We start from the raw sequence: 18,117 nt of genomic DNA, 5'->3' as shown, positions 1-18,117 counted from the left end.
GGCAATGGCGGCGGCTGGAGCGGCAAGCCGGGCGGCAGCCGTGACGGCGGCCCGCGCCGCGACGGTCAACGCAGCGGCGGCCCGCGTCGCAGCAACTCCGCGTCGTAAGCACGCACGGGCGGCCACCGGCCGCCCCACGGATGGCACTGCCCAACCAGCCAACCGGCGCATCTGCGCCGGTTTTTTTTCGCCCCGCCCCGCATTTCACGATGCGGAAAATTTTTTTGTGTCGTAAAAAATCATGCTGCGTGGCACAACCCGGGCGATTGCGGGATGGGAAAAGGCATTTCTTATCTCGAAATTACAACTTCAAGCCACTGATTCAAAACAACTAAAAATTTGACTGCCGCCCCACAAAGCCCCCTGTCCCGCCTCGGTCGATTTGCCTAGACTCTTATACAAGACCTCACGAACCGGAACGCAACGCTCCCGGCTTCGAGAACAGCCTCACCACCGTCAGATTCAACCCATCAGGCATCGCACCGCATCAAGGAGCTCATCATGTCGCGTCAGCAACAGGCACAGGAACTGCAAAAGCAATGGGAAACCGATCCGCGCTGGAAAGGCATCAAGCGCAGCTATTCGGCTGAGGACGTGGTCCGCCTGCGCGGTTCGGTTCCGATCGAGCACACGCTCGCCAAGCGCGGCGCGGAAAAGCTGTGGAGCCTCGTCAACAACGAGCCGTTCGTCAACGCACTCGGCGCGCTGACCGGCAACCAGGCGATGCAGCAGGTGAAGGCCGGCCTGAAGGCCATCTACCTGTCCGGCTGGCAAGTGGCCGGCGACGCGAACGTCGCGGGCGAAATGTACCCGGACCAGTCGCTGTACCCGGCAAACTCGGTGCCGCTCGTCGTGAAGCGCATCAACAACACGCTGACGCGCGCCGACCAGATCCAGTGGTCAGAGGGCAAGAATCCGGGCGACGAAGGTTATGTCGATTTCTTCGCACCGATCGTCGCCGACGCGGAAGCCGGTTTCGGCGGCGTGCTGAATGCGTTCGAGTTGATGAAGGCGATGATCGAAGCCGGCGCGTCGGGTGTCCACTTCGAGGACCAGCTCGCGTCGGTGAAGAAGTGCGGCCACATGGGCGGCAAGGTGCTCGTGCCGACCCGCGAAGCCGTCGCGAAGCTGTCGGCAGCGCGTCTCGCGGCCGACGTGATGGGCACGCCGACCGTGCTGGTCGCCCGCACCGACGCGGAAGCCGCCGACCTGATCACGTCCGACGTCGACGACAACGACAAGCCGTTCCTCACGGGCGAGCGCACCGTGGAAGGCTTCTTCCGCACGAAGCCGGGCATCGGGCAGGCAATCTCGCGCGGTCTTGCCTATGCGCCGTACGCCGACCTGGTCTGGTGCGAAACCGGCAAGCCGGATCTCGAGTACGCGAAGAAGTTCGCGGAAGCGATCCACAAGCAGTTCCCGGGCAAGCTGCTGTCGTACAACTGCTCGCCGTCGTTCAACTGGAAGAAGAACCTCGACGACGCGACGATCGCGAAGTTCCAGAAGGAGCTCGGCGCGATGGGCTACAAGTTCCAGTTCATCACGCTGGCCGGCTTCCATGCGCTGAACTACTCGATGTTCAACCTCGCGCACGGCTATGCCCGCACGCAGATGAGCGCCTTCGTCGAACTGCAGCAGGCCGAGTTCGCGGCCGCGGACAAGGGCTTCACGGCCGTCAAGCACCAGCGCGAAGTCGGCACCGGCTACTTCGACGCCGTGACGCAGACGGTCGAACGCGAAGCGTCGACGACCGCACTGCACGGCTCGACCGAGGACGAGCAGTTCTTCGACGGCAAGAAGGTCGCGTAACACGCGCCAGGCGTGTCTTGCCGATGCCCGCCCCGTCTCGCGACGGTGCGGCATCGGCCACCGAACAAGAATCAGGGAGGAGACGGCAGGCGCGCGATACCGATCGCGCGACCGGCCGCGCGGCCTGCGTGCCGCCAGCAACGACGCGCGCCGGCTTCGTCCGGCGCGCCCTTTTTCCAGGGCACCGCCCTACCGATAGACGATCACCGGAATTTTCGTATGGGTCAGCACGCGCTGCGTCTCGCTGCCGATCAGCAAGCTGCCGAGCCCGCGGCGTCCGTGGGACGCCATGAAGATCACGTCGCAACCGCCGCGTTCTGCCGCCTCGATGATGCCGAGATACGGCGACGGATGGACGCTCGTCCAGGTGTCGCAGTCGACACCGGCCGCCTTCGCGGCCGATTCGACCTCGTCGAGATGCGTGCGCGCCTCGCGCTCGCTGCGCGCCCGGAAATCGGCGGGCGGCTCGATGATCACTTCGGAAAACGGCGAGTACGGATACTGCGGCAGGCACGCGTACGCCGTGACGCGCGCACCGACCGCCCGGGCCAGGTCGATCGCGCCGTCGATCGCCTTCTGCGACAGTTCGGAACCGTCGGTTGGAACGAGGATGTGCCGGAACATCGCGCCCTCCTTCGTCAAGTACACGCCGCAAGCCGCGATCCCATCCGGGGCGGCCGTGGCGCGTCGGACATGCCTCCTACGAGTGTAGTGCGCGAAACCGCCCAACCGGCCCCGGCAGCGGGTTCGCCCTCATATCGGAAACACGCGGGCGAACGCGACCGGCTCCCGCTGCTACTCGCCCCAATATCCGGGCCGCTCGTAAGTGTGCTTCAGGTAGTCGAGAAACAGCCGCACACGCAGCGGCAGGTGCCTGCGTTGCGGGAACACCGCGTGGATGCCGATCGGCGGGGCGGCAAATGCGTCGAGCACGCTGACGAGCCGGCCGGCCGCGATGTCCTCGCCGACCTCCCACCACGAGCGCCACGCCAGGCCATGTCCGGCGAGGCACCACTCGTGCAGCACCGCTCCGTCCGAGCACTCCATCGTGCCGTTCACGCGGATCGACACGACCTTGCCGTCCTCCTGGAACGCCCAGCCGCGCTGCTGGTTCGCGTTTGCCGCGAGCGCGAGGCAGTTGTGCCGCGCCAGTTCCGCGAGCGTCGCGGGCGTGCCGCGCCGTACGAGATACGCGGGAGCCGCGACGCACACGCGGCGGTTCTCGCCGAGCTTCAGCGACACGAGCGACGAGTCGGGCAGCTCGCCGAGCCGCACCGCGCAATCGAACCCCTCGTTGACGAGGTCGACCATGCGGTCGGACAGGTCGAGCGTGACGGATACGTCGGGATGCCCGACGCTGAATTCGGGCACGAGCGGCGCGACGTGCCGCCGGCCGAAGCCGGCCGGCGCGGAAATACGCAGGTGGCCGCTCGCCTTGACGCCGCCGGCGGACACGCTCGCCTCGGCGTTCTGCATGTCGTTGATGATCCGCTGGCAATCCTCGAGAAACGCCGAGCCCTCGAACGTCAGCGTGAGCTTGCGCGTCGTGCGCACCAGCAGCTTGACGCCGAGCCGCTCCTCGAGCGCGTCGAGGCGTCGGCCGATGATCGCCGGGGCGACGCCTTCCGCATGCGCGGCCGCCGACAGGCTGCCCTTCGCCGCGACCGCAGCGAACGTTTCGATCTGCTTGAACCGGTCCATGACTCGCCGGGGCGGTGCCGCCGCCCTTCAAATAACTTAAACGGCTCAAGATTAGGTATATGAAAGTAAAAGATCAAGTGATGAATAGCGTCTTTTTTAGCGTATACGATCACGAATAGAATTTACCCGACCTCTGAAACTGGAGCGCAAGGCTATGTCGGCCACAACGACACTCTCCTCTCCCGACGCAATCCTCTTCGACGCATTCGGCACGTTGTTCGACGTGCGTGCGGTGCTGGCCGCGGCGGAGCAGATGTTTCCGGGTCACGGGGAACGGTTGTCGCAGCTGTGGCGACGCAAGCAAATCGAATACTCGCAGCTGCGCACGCTCGCGGATCCGGCCGGCGCCCGCTACCGCCCGTTCCGGGACATCACGCTCGATGCGCTGCGGTTCGCCGCGCGCCGGCTCGGGCTCGCGCTGAACAGCGCGGCCGAGAAGCGACTGATGGACGAATACGCGTGCCTGTCCACCTATCCCGATACGGTGCCCGCGCTGCGCAAGCTGCGCGCGCTCGACCCGCGCCCGCCGCTCGCGATCCTGTCGAACGGCACGCCGCAGATGCTCGACATCGCGATCAAGAGCGCCGGCATGTCCGGGCTGTTCGATCGCGTGCTGTCGGCCGATACCGTGCGCGCGTACAAGCCGAGTCCGGCGGCCTACGCGCTCGGCACCGCCGCGTTCGGACCGAACCGGCGCGGCATCGTGTTCGTGTCGTCGAACGCGTGGGACGTCGCCGGCGCCGTCTGGTTCGGCTACACCACGTTCTGGCTCAACCGCACGGGCGCGCCCGCCGAGGAACTCGGCGCGCCGCCGGACGGTACGGGCACCGGCATGGCCGACCTGCTCGCATTCCTCGCCACCCCGGCTCCGTCCGGCAGACCCGCAAACCGCACGCGCCCCGGCCCGGGCGCATGACGTTTGCAGCTGCCACCTTCCCCCTTTACCGAAACCGCAACTGACCGACCAAGGAGATGAGACTCATGAGCACCCCGATCACGCTGCCGCAAGGCATGGCGATCACCGGCGAAATCAAGCCGGGTTACGAAGCAATCCTGACGCCCGAAGCGCTCGCACTCGTCGCGGCGCTGCACCGCACGTTCGAACCGCGCCGCCAGGCGCTACTGCAGGCGCGCGTCGAGCGCACGAAACGCCTGGACGCGGGCGAGCGCCCCGACTTCCTGGCCGAGACGAAGGCGATCCGCGAAGGCGACTGGAAGGTCGCGCCGCTGCCGGCCGACCTGCAATGCCGCCGCGTCGAGATCACGGGCCCCGTCGAGCGCAAGATGATCATCAACGCGCTGAACTCGGGCGCCGATTCGTACATGACGGACTTCGAGGATTCGAACGCACCGAGCTGGACGAACCAGATCGACGGCCAGATCAACCTGAAGGACGCGGTGCGCCGGACGATCTCGCTCGAGCAGAACGGCAAGTCCTACCAGTTGAACGACAAGGTCGCGACGCTGATCGTGCGTCCGCGCGGCTGGCACCTCGACGAGAAGCACGTGACGGTCGACGGCCAGCGCGTGTCCGGCGGCATCTTCGATTTCGCGCTGTTCCTGTTCCACAACGCGAAGGAACTGCTTGCGCGCGGCTCGGGCCCGTACTTCTACCTGCCGAAGATGGAAAGCCATCTCGAAGCCCGGCTGTGGAACGACATCTTCGTCGCGGCGCAGGAAGCCATCGGCGTGCCGCGCGGCACGATCCGCGCGACGGTGCTGATCGAGACGATCCTCGCCGCGTTCGAGATGGACGAGATCCTGTACGAACTGCGCGAACACAGCTCGGGCCTGAACGCGGGCCGCTGGGACTACATCTTCTCGGCGATCAAGAAATTCAAGAACGACCGCGACTTCTGCCTGGCCGAGCGTTCGAAGATCACGATGACGGTGCCGTTCATGCGCGCGTACGCGCTGCTGCTGCTGAAGACCTGCCACAAGCGCAACGCGCCGGCGATCGGCGGGATGAGCGCGCTGATCCCGATCAAGAACGATCCGGAAGCGAACGACAAGGCCATGGGCGGCGTGCGTTCGGACAAGCAGCGCGACGCGACCGACGGCTACGACGGCGGCTGGGTCGCGCACCCGGGCCTCGTGCCGATCGCGATGGAAGAGTTCGTCAAGGTGCTCGGCGACAAGCCGAACCAGATCGCGAAGCAGCGCGACGACGTGCAGGTCGAAGGCAGGAACCTGCTCGACTTCCAGCCTGAAGCACCGATCACCGAAGCCGGCCTGCGCAACAACATCAACGTCGGCATCCATTACCTCGGCGCCTGGCTCGACGGCAACGGCTGCGTACCGATCCACAACCTGATGGAAGATGCGGCCACGGCCGAGATTTCCCGTTCGCAGGTGTGGCAATGGATCCGCTCGCCGAAGGGCGTGCTCGACGACGGCCGCAAGGTCACGGCCGAGCTCGTGCGGGAATTCTCGAAGGCCGAGCTCGACAACGTGAAGCGCTCGGTCGGCGGCAACACGCAGCCGTACGAGCGCGCCGCCGCGATCTTCGAGCAGATGTCGACGTCGGAAGGCTTCACCGAATTCCTGACGCTGCCGCTGTACGAGGAAATCTGACGAAGCCGCCCGTCCCGATCGGGGCCGGCCCTGCGTCGGCGCCGGTCGCACGCGAATGACGGCACAAACGAAAGCGCCCCTCGGGGCGCTTTTTCCTTTGCGGCTGAAGCGGCTGCCGCGCGACCGGTCAGACGGCTTCCCGCTCGCGCCGGTGCTGAACCCAGTCGCCCGACGCAATGCGCGGACGCCCGGCTGTCGCGTGCGCGGCGACCGGATAGTAAAGGCACGCGTACTGCCGGCCGCCGAGTTCGACGGTCACGTCGTCCGGCTTGAACAGCGAGTCGACACCCGGATAGACGCGCTCGATCTCGTCGAGCACGGGAACGAGCCGGTCGTCGACTTCGTAGACGTCACCCCAGACCAGCGACTTGCCGGCCGATCCGGCAACCATCCCCGGATAAGTGCCGAAATCGTACAGCTCTCCCGGCAGCGCGGCGGCGCCGAGCAGCGTCGGCGCGGCAATTCCGTGCCTGGCGGCCGCGTGGCCGATGTCGTTGGCCTCCCCGTTTCTCAAGGTGCCGTAGACGAATACGTAACGCATCGTGGTTCTCCTCTTTGATTCGTGTGTTGCCGTGTTCACGGGCGATTCATGCGCGATCCGTGCGCAATTCTTGCGCAATCCCCCGCGCATCGATAGACCACGATACCGGCCCGATGGTTCGGGCCCACGAGCGCGTCTGGTTTCGGGCGGCCCTGAAATCTCCGGCGCTCCCACACAAAGTTCATTTGAGCGCGGCATGATCGCCCGACAAACCGTCGCATGCGCTTTCGCGGCGCCTTCTACAATAACGGCATCGCCGCAGCGTTGCCCGAATCGTCCATGAATCCGCCCGCCCAAGCCGACGTACCGAACCTGTACGTCATCGACATTCCGCCCGAATTCGCGCCGACCGCCGTCCATCCGATGCGCGTGCGCGCACGGCAGCTCGACGCCGGACGCCGCATCCCGCTGCATACGCATGCGTGGGCACAGCTCGCGTACGCGTCGCGCGGCGTGCTGCGCGTCGCGACGACCGGCACGACATGGATGGTGCCGCCGTCCCGTGCGATCTGGGTACCGCCGCACGTGACGCACGAAGTCGTGATCGTCGAAGAGGCGTTCTTGCGCACGCTGTACATCGACGAGTCGATCGTGCCGGAAGGGCTTGACGCGTGCCGCGTCGTCGAAGTGACGGGGCTCCTGCGCGAACTGATCGTCGCGCTCGACGCGCGCGACCTGAGCACCGCGCGCGAGCGCCTGCTGTGCGGGCTCGTGCTCGACGAGCTGAGTCGCGCCGAACCGCTGCCGCTCGCGGTGCCGATGCCCGACGAAAAACGGCTGCGCATGCTGTGCGAATCGGTACTCGCGCATCCGGCGCATGCGGAGTCGCTCGAGCACTGGGCAAGCGAGGTCGGCGCGAGCACGCGCACGATTTCGCGGCTCTTCAAGCAGGAACTGGGCGTGAGTTTTTCACAGTGGCGTCAGCAGGCACTGCTGGCACGGGCCATTCCGCTGCTGAACCAGGGGCGCCCGCTGTCGCATATTGCGCGCGAGCTCGGCTACCAGAGCCAGAGCGCCTTTTCGGCGATGTTCCGGCGCGCATTCGGCGAAAGCCCCCGCGCATTCATGCTGCGCGGCTACGAACACCGCGGCCCGGAAGGCAGCCTCGCGGACGACGAAACCCCGGACGACGACGCCATCGGCGCTGTCCGCTGAACGCGTCATTCGGAGTCGTCAACGCGTCAGACCGGCCGCACCATGTGGCGGATCGAGCCAAGTTGCGCGAGCCGCGACCCGGCAACCTGATAGCCCATGCGCAAATAAAGACGCGCGGCAGGATTGTCGACGAACACGCGCAATTGAAGTTCGTGCAGCCCGCGCGCACGCGCCCAGCGGTGCGACATGTCGAGCATGTAGGTGCCGGCGCCCTGCCCGCGATGACCGGCCGCGATCTGTACGTCGCGGATGTGCAGCGAGTCGCCCTCCTCGGTCACGCGCAGCACGCCGATGCGCTCGCCGTCGGCCTCGAGGATGAAGTTCTCGGATTCGCGCCAGCTCGCGTAGAACAGGTCGCTGCGCCACACGAGCCCATGGCGCTTGTAATAGCCGCCCATGTTGCCGTGCGTCAGCGCTTCGGCAAAGGGAAAATCGCCGGCCTCCGCAGGCCGGAGCTGATACAGGAGTCGCAGGTCGGTCGGATCGAGCATCGCGCAGGGGTCAAGAACGCATCCCGCCACGATAGCGCAGTCGCGTGCGGATGCAATCGCGGATTTCTCGTAGCGGCTCGACGCGTGATGACCGGTGGTTATGTCCCGCCTGCGGGCACAACCGGCGCCACACATGCAAAAGCCCGCGCGTGGCGGGCTCTTCATTTTCAGGCAGGCGGGCGGGACTCGCCTGCATCCCCTTGCGCGCGCATCCCTTCGCACCCCGCCGGAAACCGTGCAGGCGGCTTCCTCCGCTCCGCAGTCTCGCACCCGCCGGCGGGCACAACCGGAAACGCAAATAAAAAAGCCCGCACGAGGCGGGCTTCTTCATTTTTGGCGGAGCGGACGGGACTCGAACCCGCGACCCCCGGCGTGACAGGCCGGTATTCTAACCGACTGAACTACCGCTCCAGTCTTGCTGCTTGCCTGGCAGGCGTCGGTTGCTTCCTGCCGGCGCATCGTTTGTTCGAACGACGCCGAAATCTGGCGTCCCCTAGGGGATTCGAACCCCTGTACTCACCGTGAAAGGGTGATGTCCTAGGCCTCTAGACGAAGGGGACAACGTACTGCTTACATCTTTAATACAAAAGCCCGCTCAAAAACGTCTTGAACGGGCTTCGTTCTGGCGGAGCGGACGGGACTCGAACCCGCGACCCCCGGCGTGACAGGCCGGTATTCTAACCGACTGAACTACCGCTCCAGCTTTCTTACCCAACCCGCAGGACGTCGGTTACGTTCCTGCGAGCCTTGCGACACTTCTACGAAACGCCGCTGAATCCTGGCGTCCCCTAGGGGATTCGAACCCCTGTACTCACCGTGAAAGGGTGATGTCCTAGGCCTCTAGACGAAGGGGACAAAATCTTTTCAGATCTGTCTGACTTTCGCTATTCACTTTTCAATCAACAGCGAAGGCCGAAATTCTAACTGCTTTGAATCATTTTGTGAAGCATTTATTACTACCACTGCTGCTTCGCAAATCAATCCAGCTTGTTCTGATGGTGGAGGTAAGCGGGATCGAACCGCTGACCTCTTGCATGCCATGCAAGCGCTCTCCCAGCTGAGCTATACCCCCTTGCAGAACAGAAATGAGATTATATGGAGCTACTTTGAACTTGTAAATACCCTTTTTGCGATTGGAGCGAAATTTTTTGCGAAGCTGCCGCGATGTCACGCACGGGCAGCTTCGCTCGCTCCCGAATCTCAGGCCAGCGCGGCCTCGATACGCGACACCACGACATCGCGGCCGAACAGGACGAGCACCGCGTCGATCGACGGCGTATGCGTCGTCCCCGCCACCAGCAGGCGCACCGGCATCGCGAGTTGCGGCATCTTCAGCTTGTGCGTGCCGAGCGTCGCCTTCAGCGCGGCGGATACGGCCTCCTTCGTCCAGTCGGCCGCCTTCAGCGCAGCGACGAGATCGGCCAGCGCCGGACGCACCGCATCGGTCACGTGCTGCGCAAGCGCATCGGCATCCGGTGCCGGCACACGGTAGAACATCGCTGCGCCTTCCGCGATCTCCTTGACCGTCGTCGCGCGATCCTTCATCAGCCCGACCACGGCATCGAGCGCCGGGCCCGTGGCGATCGCCGCATCGTCGACGCCGAGTGCAGCGAGGAACGGTTTGGCCAGCTCGGCGAGGCGCGCGTTGTCCGCTTCCTTGATGTAATGCGCGTTCAGCCAGCTCAGCTTGCTGTGGTCGTACTGCGCGGGCGACTTGCCGAGATGCTCGAGATCGAACCATTCGACGAACTGCTCGCGCGAGAAGATCTCAGCATCGCCGTGCGACCAGCCGAGGCGCGCGAGATAGTTGACGACCGCTTCGGGCAGGAAACCCGCGTCGCGATACGCCATCACGCTCATCGCGCCATGCCGCTTGCTCATCTTCTCGCCCTGCTCGTTCAGCACGGTCGGCAGGTGCGCGTAGACCGGCGCCTCGCCGCCGAGCGCATTCAGGATGTTGATCTGGCGCGGCGTGTTGTTCACGTGGTCGTCGCCACGGATCACGTGCGTGATGCCCATGTCCATGTCGTCCACCACCACGCAGAAGTTGTAGATCGGCGTGCCGTCCGGACGCGCGATCACGAGGTCGTCGAGTTCCTCGTTCGAAATCTCGACACGCCCCTTCACCGCGTCATCCCACACGACCGTGCCCGTCAGCGGATTGCGGAAACGCAGCACCGGCTTCACGCCGGCCGGCGGCTCCGGCAGCACCTTGCCGGGCTCCGGACGCCACGTGCCGTCATAGCGCGGCTTCAGGCCGGCCTCGCGCTGGCGTTCGCGCAGCGCGTCAAGCTCCTCGGCCGACATGTAGCACGGGTATGCAAGCCCCTTCTCCAGCATCTGCGCGAGCACCTCGCGATAGCGGTCCATCCGCTGCATCTGGTAGATCGGGCCTTCGTCGAAATCCAGGCCGAGCCATTGCATCCCTTCGAGGATCGCGTCGACCGCTTCCTGCGACGAGCGTTCGACGTCGGTGTCCTCGATGCGCAGCACGAACGTGCCCTTCATCTTGCGGGCGAACGCCCACGGATAGAGCGCGGAGCGGATGTTGCCGAGGTGGATGAAGCCGGTGGGACTCGGCGCGAAGCGGGTACGGACAGGACGGGTCATAAACGGTAACTCGAACGCCTGGGGCGCATGAATGATTCGACGCGGGATCGACGGCGGCAGCCCGGACAGCAATGGGGCCGGCCGCGCCCGGAACGGGAAAGAAGCCGGAATTATACTCGCGCCGGACATCGCGCCAAGCGCGCCGCTTGCTTTATGATGTGCGCGCCGCGGCCGCCAGCCGGCGCGGCACCGGCCGCACGGAACCTGCCGCGCGGCCGCTCGGAACCTATCGCCGCCGCGGGCCGTGTAACCCGCCGCCAAGCCGCCGGAGAACCATTCGATGTCGTCCCCTCGCCTGTCGCGCCGCCACTTCACGATCGCCGCCGCGTCCGCCAGCCTCGCCGCCTGCACGTCGTTCGGCGACAAATCCCGTTCGGACAATGCCTCCGGCGCCACGCAGCCGCGCGAGAAACCGGTGAAGATCGGCATCGCGCTCGGTGGCGGCGCCGCGCGCGGCTTCTCGCACATCGGCGTGCTGAAGGCGCTCGAGGCGCGCGGCATCCCGGTCGAAATCGTCGCGGGCACGAGCGCGGGCTCGGTGGTCGGCGCACTGTATGCGTCCGGCATGAGCGCACTGCAGATCAACAAGATCGCGCTCGACATGGATCAGGCGGCGATCAGCGACTGGGCGCTGCCGTTCCGTTCGCGCGGGCTGCTGCAAGGCGTGGCGCTGCAGAACTTCCTGAACAAGACGCTCAACAACCGGCCGATCGAGAAGATGGCGAAGCCGCTCGGTATTGTCGCGACCGATCTGCAGAGCGGTCAGCCGATCCTGTTCCAGCAGGGCAACACGGGGCTCGCGGTGCGCGCATCGTGCAGCGTGCCGTCGGTGTTCGAACCGGTGAAGATCGGCAACCGCGAATATGTCGACGGCGGCCTCGTGAGCCCCGTGCCGGCGTCGTACGCGCGCAAGATGGGCGCGAGCTTCGTGATCGCGATCGACATCTCGGCCCGGCCGGACGGCGCGGCAACCAACAACCCGATCGAGATGCTGCTGCAGACCTTCACGATCATGGGCCAGACGATCAAGACCTACGAGCTCGACAAGTACGCCGACGTCGTGATCCGCCCGAACCTCGCGGCCATGGGCGGCAGCGACTTCAACCAGCGCAACGCGGCCATTCTTGCAGGCGAGGAAGCCGTCGCGCGCATCATGCCGGAACTGCAGCGCAAGCTCGCGGCAGCGCGCGGCGTGGCCGCCGCGTAAGCACGCGATGAGCAGGCCGGCGCGCGCCGCCGGCCCTCAAACGACGGCGCGACCGTCTCACCGTTTGCACCGCCCCAAAACAAAAAACCCTGCCGCCTTTCGGTGACAGGGTTTTTTCGATCCGGCCGGACCGACCGTCGAACGTCAGTTGTTGCCGTTCGCCGAATCGTCGCCAATCGTCGCGCGCACGCGCTGACGCAGATCTTCCGGCTTCATCGGGAACTCCGACTCAAGCCGGCGCGCGCCGGTGAAACGCTTTTCCCAGTAGCCGCTATCGAGATCGTCGACGCGGATGGTACTGCCCGTCGACGGCGAGTGCACGAACTTGTTGTCGCCGATGTAGATGCCGACGTGCGAGAACGTGCGGCGCATCGTGTTGAAGAACACGAGATCGCCCGGCTTGAGGTTGCTCATGCTCACCTTCTCGCCGACGCGGCTCATCTCTTCCGCACGACGCGGCAGCGACATGCCGAGGGTGTCCTGGAACACGTAGCGCACGAAGCCGCTGCAGTCGAGGCCCGAATCCGGCGAGTTGCCGCCCCAGCGATAGCGCACGCCGATCATGTTCAGCGCGCCGACGACCACGTCGCCCGCCTTGCCGGCCATGCCGGCGAGGAACGACTTCGCGCCGCCGCCCGACGGCTGCGCGCTGGTCTGCTGGAGGGAGGAATTCGACGCGTTCTGCGTCGAATTTATGACATTCTGGTTAAAACTGCTGACTTCGTCGGCGAACGCGCCGGGTGCTGCTGCGAACAGGGCGCCGATGAATAGCCCGGCGATGGTGCGCGCGCATGCCTGGGTCAGGGATCGATGCTGCATTGGTCGATGGAATTTGCTTAAAAATCAGCTGATTGGCGGAAAATTTCGGTCGATACTAGCCAGCGCGTAATCGTTTGTCAAAACAAATTAATAAATACAATCGAGATGATCAGACCATTGGCGACCTATCACGCTTTCCAGACCGCTTTCAACAGCTTTTGTGTGTAAGGATGTGACGGCCTGGTGAAGATGTCGGCCACCTCTCCCGACTCGACGACGGCCCCGCCCTGCATCACCGCGACGCGATGCGCCATCGCCCCGATCACCTCCAGGTCATGGCTGATGAATACATAGCCGAGGTTGTATTTCTGTTGCAAATTCGCGAGCAGCTTGAGCACCTGCTGCTGGATCGACACGTCGAGCGCGGACGTCGGCTCGTCGAGAATCAGGATGCGCGGTTCCAGCACCAGCGCGCGCGCGATCGCGATCCGCTGGCGCTGCCCGCCCGAGAATTCGTGCGGATAACGGTGCAGCACCGTGCGGTCGAGGCCGACTTCGCGCAGTACCGCGAGCGACTTCGCGCGACGCGCATCGGGCGTCATGTCCGGGCGATGCAGTTCGAGCCCCTCGCCGACGATCCGCTCGATCGTGTGACGCGGAGAAAGCGAACTGAACGGATCCTGAAAGACCACCTGCATGTTCGAGCGCAGTGCCGTCTGTTCGCGGCCGCGGTAGGTCGACAGCGCGCGCCCCTGGAATTCGATCGTGCCGCCGGCCGTCTTTTGCAGGCCGAGCAGCGCCATCGCGAGCGTCGACTTCCCGGATCCCGATTCACCGACGATGCCGAGCGTCTCGCCCTGCCGCACCGACACCGACACATCCGCGACGGCCGTCACGGGTACCGAGCCGAACCAGCCCGCGATGCCCGGCCGCTTGCGCGCGAACTGCACGCTCACGTGGCGGGCGTCGAGCACGACGGGCGCGATCGGCATCACCGGCGCGACCGCGCGTTGCGGACGGCTGTTCAGCAGCCGCTGCGTATACGGATGCTCGGGTTCCGCGAAGATCCGCTCGACCGGCCCGCTCTCGACGAGCCGGCCGTGCTCCATCACCGCGACGCGGTCCGCGAAGTGCCGCACGAGATTCAGGTCGTGCGTGATCAGCAGGATCGCCATCCCGCGTTTTTCCGCTTCCTCGCGCTGCAGTTCCAGCAGCAGGTCGACGATCTGCGCGCGGATCGTCACGTCGAGCGCGGTGGTCGGCTCGTCGGCCAGCAGCAGGCGCGGCCGGCAGGCGAGCGCCATCGCGATCATCGCGCGCTGCCGCTGGCCGCCCGACAACTGGTGCGGATAGCTGTCGACACGCTTCTCCGGCTCCGCGATGCCCGTGCGCGCAAGCAGAGCGATCGCACGCTTGCGCGCCTCGACCGCCGATACGCCGTCGTGCAGCACGATCGTCTCGCCGATCTGCACGCCGATCGTATACAGCGGGTTGAGCGCCGTCATCGGTTCCTGGAAGATCATCGCGATGTCCGAGCCGCGCAGCCCGCGCATCTCGCGCTCGCTCTTGCCAGCCAGGTCCTGCCCCGCGAAGCGGATCGCGCCGCTCACGTCGGCGTCGCGCAGCAGCCGCAGGATCGACAGCGCGGTCACGCTCTTGCCGGAACCCGATTCGCCGACCAGCGCGACGCGCTCGCCGCGACCGATCTCGAGCGTCACGTCGTCCACCGCGACCGTGTCGCCGAAGCGCACATGCAGATGCTCGAGCGCCAGCAGCGGCTCATGCTGCGTCGATACGACCGGTTCGCTCATCGCTGGCCTCCCGCCGCACGCACCGAATCGGCGATCCGCGTATCGAGCGCGTTGCGCAGCGCGTCGCCCATGAAGGTCAGCAGCAGCAGCGTCGTGACCAGCACGCCGAAGGTCGACAACGAGATCCACCATGCGTCGAGGTTGCCCTTGCCCTGCGCGAGCAGTTCGCCGAGGCTCGGGGTCGGCGGCGGCACGCCGAGCCCGAGGAAATCGAGGCTCGTGAGCGCGAGGATCGAGCCGCTCATCCGGAACGGCAAGAACGTGATCACCGGCGTGAGACTGTTCGGCAGCACATGGCGCCAGATGATCTGCCAGTTCGTGAGCCCCATCGCGCGCGCCGCGCGCACGTAGTCCTGCGTGCGGTTGCGCAGGAATTCCGCGCGCACGTAGTCGGCGAGCCCGATCCAGCCGAACAGCGACAGCAGCACGATCAGCAGCAGGAAACTCGGCTCGAAGATCGACGCGAAGATGATCAGCAGGTACAGCTCGGGCAGCGAACTCCAGATCTCGATCAGGCGCTGCCCGACGATGTCGATGCGCCCGCCGAAGAAGCCCTGCACGGCGCCCGCGGCGATCCCGAGCAGCGTGCCGATCACGGTCAGGATCAGCCCGAACTCGACCGACACGCGGAACCCGTACACGAGCCGGGCGAGCAGGTCGCGCCCCTGCGCGTCGGTACCGAGCCAGTTCGCGCGCGACGGCGGCGCGGGGTTCGGCACGTTCGAGAAATAGTTCAGCGTGTCGTAGTAGTAATGGTTCGGCGGGTAGACGACGAAGTTGCCGGGCGCCTCGAGCCGCTTGCGCACATACGGATCGAGATAGTCGGCCGGGGTCGGGAAATCGCCGCCGAAGGTCGTCTCCGGATACGCATGGAACATCGGGAAATAGGTCTGGCCGTCGTAACGCACGACGAGCGGCTTGTCGTTCGACCACAGCGGCGCCGCGAGGCTCGCGGCGAACGCGACGACGAAGATCACGAAGCTCCAGTAGCCGAGGCGCTGCTGCCTGAAGCGCTGCCATACGCGGCGCGCGGGAGACGGCGACACGCGGGCGCGCGCCGCGTCGATGCGGGACGACACGATGGCCCGGTTCATCGCGCACCTCGCCCGGTGACGCCGGGCATGCAGACGGACGGTTTCATGTCAGCGCTCCAGGGTGTCGAATTGAATGCGCGGATCGACCCACACATAGCAGAGATCGGAGATCAGCTTGGTCGCAAGGCCGATCAGCGTGAACAGGTACAGCGTGCCGAGCACGACCGGATAGTCGCGCCGCACGACCGATTCGTACGACAGCAGCCCGAGGCCGTCGAGCGAGAACAGCGTCTCGATCAGCAGGCTGCCCGTGAAGAACGCGCCGATGAACGCGGCCGGGAAACCGACGATCAGCGGCAGCATCGCGTTGCGGAACACGTGCTTCCACAGCACGCTGCGCTCGGAGAGCCCCTTCGCGCGCGCGGTCAGCACGTATTGCCGGCGGATCTGGTCGAGAAACGCATTCTTCGTGAGCATCGTGACGACCGCGAAGCTGCCGACGACCGACGCCGTGATCGGCAGCGCGATGTGCCACAGGTAGTCGAGCACCTTGCCGACGAGCGACAGCTGGGCGAAGTTGTCCGACGTGAGCCCGCGCAGCGGGAAAAGCTGCCAGAACGAGCCGCCGCCGAACAGCACGAGCAGCAGCACGCCGAGCACGAAGCCCGGAATCGCATAACCGACGAGCACGACGAGGCTCGTCGCGACGTCGAACGGCGAACCGTTGCGCACGGCCTTCGCGATGCCGAGCGGCACCGCGATCAGGTACGTCAGGAAGAACGTCCACAGCCCGATGCTGATCGACACGGGCAGCTTCTGCACGACCAGCGACCACACGCTCTGGTGGCGGAAGTAGCTGTCGCCGAGATCGAAGCGCGCGAAGCGCTTCAGCATCAGCCAGTAGCGTTCGAGCGGCGGTTTGTCGAAACCGTACAGCGCCTTGAGCTGCGCGAGCTGCTGTGCGTCGACGCCGGTGTGTGCGCGCATCCCGAACGGCACCGCGCCCTGCTCCGTCGCGCCCTTGCGCAATTCCTGCACAGCCTGTTCGACGGGGCCGCCCGGTACGAACTGGATCACCGCGAACGTAAGCGTCAGCACGCCGACGAGCGTCGGGATCATCAGCAGCAGGCGTTTGAGGATGTAGCTCCACATGGGCGTCGACTCGCGATCGGTAGGCGGGGTTGGACGTAGGGCGGCGTGGCTCAGTGATCGGGCTTCGCCCACCAGGTCGACACGACCCAGCCCTCGGCCGAATAGTACAGCGGCAGCGTCTGCGGGTAGCCAAGCGTGCGCTTGTACGCGATCCGGTGCGTCGTGCTGTACCACTGCGGGACCGCGTAGTAGCCATGCATCAGCACGCGGTCGAGCGCGTGCGTCGCGTCGAGCAATTCGTCGCGCGACTGCGCGGTGCCGAGTGCGTGCAGCAGCGTGTCGACGGCCGGCGACTTCAGCCCGATGAGGTTGTCGGAGCCCGGCTCGTCGGCGAACTTGCTGGCGTAACGCGAGTATTGCTCGGCACCCGGCACCTGCACGCCCGGCAGGCGGATCGTCGTCATGTCGTAGTCGAACGCGTCGAGGCGCTTTTGCAGCAGCGCGAAATCGGCCGTGCGAAAGCGTGCATCGATGCCGAGCTTCGCCAGATTGCGCTGATAGGCCGTCACGACACCTTCCATCGCGGCACCCGAATCGTCGAGGATCTCGAACGTGAACGGCTCGCCCTTCGCATTGCGCAGCGCGCCGTCGCGATAGGTCCAGCCGGCCTGCGCGAGCAGCGTGCGCGCCTTCAGCAGGTTCGCGCGCAGCGAGCCCGGAGGATTCGTGTCCGGCTGCGTGACCATCGGCCCGAACACGGCCGGATCGAGCTGCGCGCGCAGCGGCTCCAGCAACTTCAGCTCGCCGGGGCCGGGCGTGCCGGTCGCCTGCAGGTCGGTGTCGGCGAAGTAGCTGTCCAGACGCGTGTAGGCGCTGTAGAACAGCTGGCGGTTCAGCCATTCGAAGTCGAACGCAAGGTCGAGCGCCTGGCGCACGCGCACGTCGCGAAACAGCGGCCGGCGCAGGTTCATGAAGAAGCCCTGCATGCCGGCGCCGTTGTGCTGGCGGAATTCGCGCTTGACGAGCTCGCCGCTGTCGAAACGCTTGCCGACGTCGCGGCGCGTCCAGTTGCGCGCGATGTACTCGACGAGCACATCGTATTCGCCGGCCTTGAACGCTTCGAGCCGCGCAACGCCATCGCCGTACAGCTTGTAGACGATCCGTTCGAAGTTGTTGGTGCCCACCCGCACCGGCAGGTTGGCCCCCCAGTACGCCGGGTTGCGCCGGTAAGTGATCGTCCTGCCGTTGTCGTAGCGCTCGATCAGGTACGGGCCGCTGCCGATCGGCTGCTCGAACGCGAGCTGGTCGAACGGGATGCGCGAGCCGTCCGCGC

Annotated in this window: 15 protein-coding genes and 6 tRNA genes; 6 read left to right on the top strand and 15 right to left on the bottom strand. The window is 65.8% G+C overall.

The window, feature by feature from the left end; genetic code table 11:
• Positions 1 to 501 precede the first annotated feature (501 nt).
• Complete coding sequence (gene aceA, locus ABY44_RS22400; RefSeq protein ID WP_027787068.1) at positions 502 to 1,809, top strand: isocitrate lyase; 1,308 nt, start codon at positions 502 to 504, stop codon at positions 1,807 to 1,809.
• Positions 1,810 to 1,998: 189 nt separating this feature from the next.
• Here aceA and ABY44_RS22395 read toward each other — a convergent pair whose 3' ends face one another.
• Entirely contained in the window at positions 1,999 to 2,433 is a 435-nt protein-coding gene (locus ABY44_RS22395) for a universal stress protein (RefSeq protein ID WP_011352489.1), read from the bottom strand.
• 171 nt (positions 2,434 to 2,604) lie between these two features.
• Positions 2,605 to 3,510 (bottom strand): LysR family transcriptional regulator, encoded by a 906-nt coding sequence (locus ABY44_RS22390; protein WP_021159074.1) that lies wholly within the window; start codon positions 3,508 to 3,510, stop codon positions 2,605 to 2,607.
• 154 nt (positions 3,511 to 3,664) lie between these two features.
• Between ABY44_RS22390 and ABY44_RS22385 the strand changes: the two genes are divergently transcribed.
• Positions 3,665 to 4,426: a haloacid dehalogenase type II gene (locus tag ABY44_RS22385; protein WP_021159073.1), complete on the top strand. Its 762-nt coding sequence runs from the start codon at positions 3,665 to 3,667 to the stop codon at positions 4,424 to 4,426.
• Between the two features lie 65 nt (positions 4,427 to 4,491).
• Entirely contained in the window at positions 4,492 to 6,084 is a 1,593-nt protein-coding gene (gene aceB / locus ABY44_RS22380; protein WP_060170450.1) for a malate synthase A, read from the top strand.
• A gap of 127 nt (positions 6,085 to 6,211) precedes the next feature.
• Here the strand turns inward: aceB and ABY44_RS22375 are convergent, their stop codons facing one another.
• Entirely contained in the window at positions 6,212 to 6,625 is a 414-nt protein-coding gene (locus ABY44_RS22375; RefSeq protein WP_059651599.1) for a gamma-glutamylcyclotransferase family protein, read from the bottom strand.
• Positions 6,626 to 6,904: 279 nt separating this feature from the next.
• Here ABY44_RS22375 and ABY44_RS22370 point away from each other — a divergent pair, with 279 nt between their 5' ends.
• Entirely contained in the window at positions 6,905 to 7,780 is an 876-nt protein-coding gene (locus ABY44_RS22370) for an AraC family transcriptional regulator (RefSeq protein WP_059585839.1), read from the top strand.
• 26 nt (positions 7,781 to 7,806) lie between these two features.
• Here ABY44_RS22370 and ABY44_RS22365 read toward each other — a convergent pair whose 3' ends face one another.
• The 7 genes from ABY44_RS22365 to gltX all read right to left on the bottom strand — a co-directional run bounded on the left by ABY44_RS22365 (position 7,807) and on the right by gltX (position 10,881).
• Positions 7,807 to 8,271: a GNAT family N-acetyltransferase gene (locus ABY44_RS22365; RefSeq protein WP_027787064.1), complete on the bottom strand. Its 465-nt coding sequence runs from the start codon at positions 8,269 to 8,271 to the stop codon at positions 7,807 to 7,809.
• 334 nt (positions 8,272 to 8,605) lie between these two features.
• Positions 8,606 to 8,682 (bottom strand) — tRNA-Asp (locus ABY44_RS22360).
• A gap of 73 nt (positions 8,683 to 8,755) precedes the next feature.
• Positions 8,756 to 8,831: transfer RNA gene (locus ABY44_RS22355), tRNA-Glu, on the bottom strand.
• Between the two features lie 63 nt (positions 8,832 to 8,894).
• Positions 8,895 to 8,971: transfer RNA gene (locus ABY44_RS22350), tRNA-Asp, on the bottom strand.
• A 79-nt stretch (positions 8,972 to 9,050) separates the two neighbouring features.
• Positions 9,051 to 9,126: transfer RNA gene (locus ABY44_RS22345), tRNA-Glu, on the bottom strand.
• Between the two features lie 141 nt (positions 9,127 to 9,267).
• Positions 9,268 to 9,343: transfer RNA gene (locus tag ABY44_RS22340), tRNA-Ala, on the bottom strand.
• A gap of 128 nt (positions 9,344 to 9,471) precedes the next feature.
• Complete coding sequence (gene gltX, locus ABY44_RS22335) at positions 9,472 to 10,881, bottom strand: glutamate--tRNA ligase (protein ID WP_027787063.1); 1,410 nt, start codon at positions 10,879 to 10,881, stop codon at positions 9,472 to 9,474.
• Between the two features lie 280 nt (positions 10,882 to 11,161).
• Between gltX and ABY44_RS22330 the strand changes: the two genes are divergently transcribed.
• Positions 11,162 to 12,088, top strand: a complete 927-nt coding sequence (locus ABY44_RS22330; protein WP_060169938.1) for a patatin-like phospholipase family protein — start codon at positions 11,162 to 11,164, stop codon at positions 12,086 to 12,088.
• 144 nt (positions 12,089 to 12,232) lie between these two features.
• On the opposite strand, the gene ABY44_RS22325 is transcribed toward ABY44_RS22330, so the two are convergent.
• From ABY44_RS22325 to ABY44_RS22305, 5 genes are all read right to left on the bottom strand, one after another.
• On the bottom strand, positions 12,233 to 12,907 hold the full coding sequence (locus ABY44_RS22325) for a C40 family peptidase (protein WP_027787061.1): 675 nt from the start codon (positions 12,905 to 12,907) through the stop codon (positions 12,233 to 12,235).
• A 128-nt stretch (positions 12,908 to 13,035) separates the two neighbouring features.
• Positions 13,036 to 14,658: an ABC transporter ATP-binding protein gene (locus ABY44_RS22320; protein WP_027787060.1), complete on the bottom strand. Its 1,623-nt coding sequence runs from the start codon at positions 14,656 to 14,658 to the stop codon at positions 13,036 to 13,038.
• The gene (locus tag ABY44_RS22315) at positions 14,655 to 15,752 is read right to left on the bottom strand and encodes an ABC transporter permease (RefSeq protein ID WP_060084336.1); all 1,098 of its coding nucleotides are present in this window, start codon (positions 15,750 to 15,752) and stop codon (positions 14,655 to 14,657) included. Before ABY44_RS22315 ends, ABY44_RS22320 begins: the two co-directional genes overlap by 4 nt.
• 48 nt (positions 15,753 to 15,800) lie before the next feature.
• On the bottom strand, positions 15,801 to 16,844 hold the full coding sequence (locus ABY44_RS22310) for a microcin C ABC transporter permease YejB (protein WP_027787059.1): 1,044 nt from the start codon (positions 16,842 to 16,844) through the stop codon (positions 15,801 to 15,803).
• A 50-nt stretch (positions 16,845 to 16,894) separates the two neighbouring features.
• A complete protein-coding gene (locus ABY44_RS22305) occupies positions 16,895 to 17,578 on the bottom strand; it encodes an ABC transporter substrate-binding protein (protein WP_148668953.1) in 684 nt (227 codons plus the stop codon).
• Positions 17,579 to 17,653: 75 nt separating this feature from the next.
• Between ABY44_RS22305 and ABY44_RS22300 the strand changes: the two genes are divergently transcribed.
• Positions 17,654 to 17,780, top strand: a tRNA-Arg gene (locus ABY44_RS22300).
• Positions 17,781 to 18,117: the final 337 nt, after the last annotated feature.

It is taken from the genome of Burkholderia sp. ZZQ-2 (assembly GCF_050768715.1).
GTDB lineage: Bacteria > Pseudomonadota > Gammaproteobacteria > Burkholderiales > Burkholderiaceae > Burkholderia > Burkholderia cepacia.
Note: the sequence above shows the minus strand (reverse complement) of the source record. Positions and strands in the feature narration are given on the sequence as shown.